Source organism: Spirosoma sp., from assembly GCF_048594605.1.
In the GTDB taxonomy this organism is placed as follows: domain Bacteria; phylum Bacteroidota; class Bacteroidia; order Cytophagales; family Spirosomataceae; genus Spirosoma.
Map to the genome: position 1 here is coordinate 1 of NZ_JBMDWV010000048.1, position 5,022 is coordinate 5,022.

Sequence of the window (5,022 nt, forward strand, 5' to 3'; positions counted from 1 at the left end):
TAATCTGCGTGAAATTCTGGCCAGCGAGGAGCGCAAACGTCAGGTGATCAAGGAAGAGTTAATTGATCTTCGGGCTCGCTATGGTGATGAACGTCGGACACAAATCAACGCTCTTGGCGATGGAAACATCAGTGATCTGTCGTTGATTGCTGACGAGGATATGGTCATTACGATCTCGCACGAAGGGTATATCAAGCGGACCCCAACAACGGAATACAGATCGCAGAGTCGGGGGGGCGTAGGGGCGAAGGCCGCTGCCACGAAGGAAGAAGACTTTACCGAGCATCTGTTTACGGCAACCATGCATAATACGCTGCTGGCGTTCACACAGAAAGGACGCTTGTATTGGCTACCCGTTTATGAATTGCCGGAAGGAAGCCGAACATCCAAAGGTCGACCACTGGCCAATTTTATCAACATCGAATCGGATGATAAAGTACGGGCAGTTATTAACGTAACGGATCTGAAGAACGAGGATTACATTAATAATAATTACCTCGTTATGTGTACGCGCCAGGGCACTATCAAGAAAACGATGCTTGAAGCGTTCTCCCGGCCCAGACAGAATGGAATCATTGCGATTACCATTGATGAAGGTGATCAGTTGATCGGCGTATGTATGACGAATGGAGACAATGACATTGTTATTGCGTCGAGCGCTGGTAAAGCCGTTCGATTCCATGAAAGTCGTGTTCGGCCCATGGGACGTACCGCTGCTGGTGTTCGGGGGATTTCGCTGGATGAGGAAGATCCGACCGATCATGTAATAGGTATGGTTTGCATTGCCTCGCCTGACGCACAATTGCTGGTTGTTTCAGAAAAAGGCTACGGAAAGCGCTCGGAAATTGATGGTTACCGAATTACAAACCGGGGTGCCAAAGGTGTCGGTACGTTGAAAGTAACCGAGAAAGTTGGTCGGTTAGTGGCAGTGCTGGACGTAGCGGATAACGACGATCTAATGATTATTAACAAATCAGGGATTGCGATTCGCACCCCAGTTGGCAGTATTAGCGTAATCGGTCGGAATACGCAGGGGGTTCGTCTGATCAGTCTGCGTGATGGGGACGAAATATCCTCCGTAACAAAAATTAAGCAGGAGGAAGGAGAGGAGGAGGTATCTGCCGAGGTAGAAGTTGCTGATTAATAAGTTGATATAAAGGATTTTGAGCCGCTTAGTTGATAAATTATCAGCCTGGCGGCTCAAACATTTTAATGTCGTTGATGCTTATACAAACAGATTCCGTACTTTCGTTCGTTAAAATAAAACACAACCCATATTTTACTCATGAAACCAATTTATTCAGTTCTTGTTGCCTGTTGCCTATCGGGAAGCGTGTACGCGCAGCAAGGTGGGGACGTTTTGGCAGCAGCTAATGCGGATGCGCTGAAAAAAGACAAAGAAAAAAGCGATAAGGATATTACCGATGCCAAGGCTTCTACAAAAGCCAGCACTTGGATGGATCGTGCAAAATTGTATCAGAACATTGCTGCAGGTGGCAGCATAAAGCTTGATTCGGCTGCGGCTACTGTAGCTTATGACGCTTACAAGAAGGTTATTGAACTGGACAAAGACAAAAAGGGTGGTCCCGGTAAATTAGCTAAAGAAGCTGAAGAAGCGTTGAAGAGTCCTAACCTTTACACGGCCTTCATGCAACAGGGCGTAGCTAAATTCCAGGCTAAGAATTATCCTGACGCGATTAAGGCTATGACTGTAGCGGGGGATATCAATCCGAAAGATACGTTAGCGCCACTTTACACGGCTATAGCCGCTCAACAGGTAAAAGACAATGCAACGGCAAAGACCCAGTTAGAAAAATACATTGCAGGCGGTGGTAAAGATGCTGCAATCTATGGTTCACTGGCTATGCTGTACCGGGCTGATAACGAACCTGATAAAGCATTAGCTGCTCTAGACAAAGGAATTGCTTTAGCGCCAGGCAACAAAGATCTCGCTAACGAGAAAATTAATATCATGCTGTCGTCAAACCGAATGGATGATGCTATTTCCGGCATGAAGCAGATGGTAGAGAAAGATCCTAACAACGTTCAGAATCTGGTGAATTTGTCAATTGTTTATAACAATATAGCTGGCAAAGGAGACGAAGAAATTCGTAAGCTGGAAGGAGAAACGAAAAAAGGAGGGAATGCGGCAAAGCAATTGGCTGACGGAAAAAGTATTTTAGATACGTACAATGCCGAGGTTGCTCGTTTAAGTGCTGCTATTAAAAAGCGGCCTACTCCTGAACTGAAGCGCCAGTTAGCTGATGTGCAGAAACGTGTGGTCGATCAAAAAGCTGAGGTTGCTAAACTGGAGGCTGCATCTAAAGAAGCGGCTGCAGGTGCATCTGGGGCTGCCGATGCAGAAAAGAAGTTAGCTGAGCTCAAACAAAAGAAAGCTGAAAACAAAGCGATGGAAAAGCAGTATTTGGAGAAAGCTTTAGCCGTTGATCCAAATAACTATGATGCTAATTACAACATGGGCGTATTCGTATTCAATGAAGCTGTTGAGATGAAGCGTTCAGTTGATAAGATGGATATGAACGAATACGCTAAGAGTGGTAAGGAAGCAGATGGTAAAGTGTGTGGAAAATTCAAACAGGCGCTTCCATATTTTACAAAGGCAAAAGCAGTAAAAGAAGAGCCGGAATTAGTAGAGAACTTGAATAACACACAGAATATTCTCAAGCAATACGAAGAGAAAAAGATTAATTGTGTAGAGTAGAGCTCAAGGTTAAATAGGGTTAGTATGCCGATACTGACCCTATTTAAATAGTAATCTACTTAACATAATATAAATTATATAACAAAAAATGGTTGAGTTATTCACAACCTTTTCCACAACATATCCACGTGGAACACTAAAGTATTGCTTTACAGACAGTTAGGGGGATTGTTCTCAAAAAGGCCTTATACGTATTGGAAATGGCCCTTTTTTTTAACGGTATACTTATTAAAGATAATATTTTAGACAGGAAAAAATAATTCTAGCTGAATTTTAACTACTAGCACAGTGCTTGTTGCAGTAGCTTTTTCTGTTCATGAAGAATCTATTTTTTATTTCGGAAGCAATCTGTTTTCTGCCGAAAAGTGGTTAGAATAATCATTGGCTGGATTATGTGATTGTCTATACCGCTGGGGTAAATTCTCTAAAAGAACCATCCGCATAAAAAACCAGAATTCGTTCAACTTTCTTTTCTGCAGTTGGTGTCTGGTCAAGCCCGCCAGCGGAGGCTTGGTCAGTACTAGTAACAGGACTTGACGACACGGGTGGAATTTCAGTACGCTGGCTCCGTATACCATTAGGAGCGTAAGGGAGTTGTAACGATTCTGACGATTTATATCGATCCGAATTCAAACGAGGCATGCTGCCTCGATTTGGATAGTTATTGTGAATAGCGGTCGTGCTTGGTTGATTATCTTCTTCCATAATCCAATCATAGCCTAATTCAGGAAAGCGACGAATTATTTTTTGAATAATATCAAAGCTAGGTCGGTTACGCCCTGATAAGATGTGTGAGATACTAGATCGCTGTACACCAATCTCATCGGCAAAGTAAGATGGCGTGAAGTTTTTATCGATGAGTATCTGTTTAATTTTATCATTAATAGTCATGAGAGTAAACTATATATAGTTTAACACGACAAATATAAACGTAAATAATTTACATGTCCTATTCTAGTATAAATAGTTTACATATAAAAATGGCAATGATTTACTTTTTAATTTGTAATCGTTGCCATTTTTATATGTAAACTATATTAATTAATATAATGAACTGTAAATTTACGATAACATGTAAACTATACAGAAACATTATTTTCACGTAACGCGTCGTTAAGTGAAGTTTTTAAATCTGTAGATGATTTCCGTTGGCCAATAATAATAGCACAAGGTACATGAAATTCACCAGCAGGAAATTGCTTAGCATAGCTACCAGGTATAACTACGGAATTAGCAGGGACATAACCTTTATATTCTACGGGTTTAGCACCCGTTACGTCTATAATTTTTGATGAACCTGTTATAGTAACCCCAGCTCCCAGCACGGCTCGTTTACTAATTCTGGCTCCTTCAACAACAATACACCTTGAGCCAATAAATGCGCCGTCCTCAATTATCACTGGAGCTGCCTGTGGTGGTTCCAAGACTCCACCAATGCCTACTCCCCCACTTAGATGCACGTCTTTACCAATCTGAGCGCAGCTGCCAACCGTTGCCCATGTATCAACCATGGTTCGTTCATCCACATAAGCGCCAATATTTACGTAAGATGGCATTAGAATTACTCCTTTAGCCAGATAGGATCCGTACCGGGCTACAGCTGGAGGTACTACTCGGACCCCAGCCTCTTCAAACTTGTTTTTTAAAGGAATCTTATCATTAAAAGTAAAGATGCCTACCTCTTCCGGTCTCATTTGTTGACTAATGAAATATAGAAGAATTGCTTTTTTTACCCACTCATTAACTTTCCATTCGCCAGCTTCATCCGTGGATGGGGTAGCTACTCGTAGGACTCCACTATCTAATTGACTAATAACATCCCGAACAATTTGTAGGGACTCAGGTTTAGCTAGTAATTCCCTGTTAGACCATAAATTCTCAATTTTGTCAACCATTTAGATAAAGTAATTGTTTATAAAGGCTTGTATAAAAACCTGATAATCAGTATTATATGTAATTATACAAAATATTATTCTGTATAGCATATATCACTACTTATCGAGGTAATTGTGAAAGTCAAAGGTAAAAAACAGACATGTATAGTTGAAACATAAGGAGCAAAATATTTTAAGTTCGATGGTGCTAATGACTGTATAGAAGAATTAAAAGAGGTAAGAAAGTTATTCATGTCAGTACTGTGTAGGATGAATAAACTTGATAATTGTGTAAGACCGATGGAGTTAATATCCATATAAAATCAAATAACTGGTCGGGTATTTGCTCTGGATGTGACTAAGCCTTTATATACTTATTGAGATAGTCTAAGCCTGTAACGAGATTTGGAGGAACAATTATTAAGC

4 protein-coding genes are annotated in these 5,022 nt (G+C 41.1%); 2 read left to right on the plus strand and 2 right to left on the minus strand.

Annotated elements, in window-relative coordinates; all coding sequences use genetic code 11:
• Together ACOJS8_RS02855 and ACOJS8_RS02860 are read left to right on the plus strand one after the other, a co-directional pair.
• The coding region (locus ACOJS8_RS02855; protein ID WP_420147020.1) for a DNA gyrase C-terminal beta-propeller domain-containing protein at positions 1 to 1,144 on the plus strand (1,144 nt) is incomplete at its 5' end.
• Positions 1,145 to 1,285: 141 nt separating this feature from the next.
• The gene (locus ACOJS8_RS02860; protein ID WP_420147021.1) at positions 1,286 to 2,722 is read left to right on the plus strand and encodes a tetratricopeptide repeat protein; all 1,437 of its coding nucleotides are present in this window, start codon (positions 1,286 to 1,288) and stop codon (positions 2,720 to 2,722) included.
• Between the two features lie 402 nt (positions 2,723 to 3,124).
• Here ACOJS8_RS02860 and ACOJS8_RS02865 read toward each other — a convergent pair whose 3' ends face one another.
• Together ACOJS8_RS02865 and ACOJS8_RS02870 are read right to left on the minus strand one after the other, a co-directional pair.
• Complete coding sequence (locus tag ACOJS8_RS02865) at positions 3,125 to 3,613, minus strand: helix-turn-helix transcriptional regulator (RefSeq protein ID WP_420147022.1); 489 nt, start codon at positions 3,611 to 3,613, stop codon at positions 3,125 to 3,127.
• A 188-nt stretch (positions 3,614 to 3,801) separates the two neighbouring features.
• A complete protein-coding gene (locus ACOJS8_RS02870) occupies positions 3,802 to 4,617 on the minus strand; it encodes a 2,3,4,5-tetrahydropyridine-2,6-dicarboxylate N-succinyltransferase (RefSeq protein WP_420147023.1) in 816 nt (271 codons plus the stop codon).
• Positions 4,618 to 5,022 lie beyond the last annotated feature (405 nt).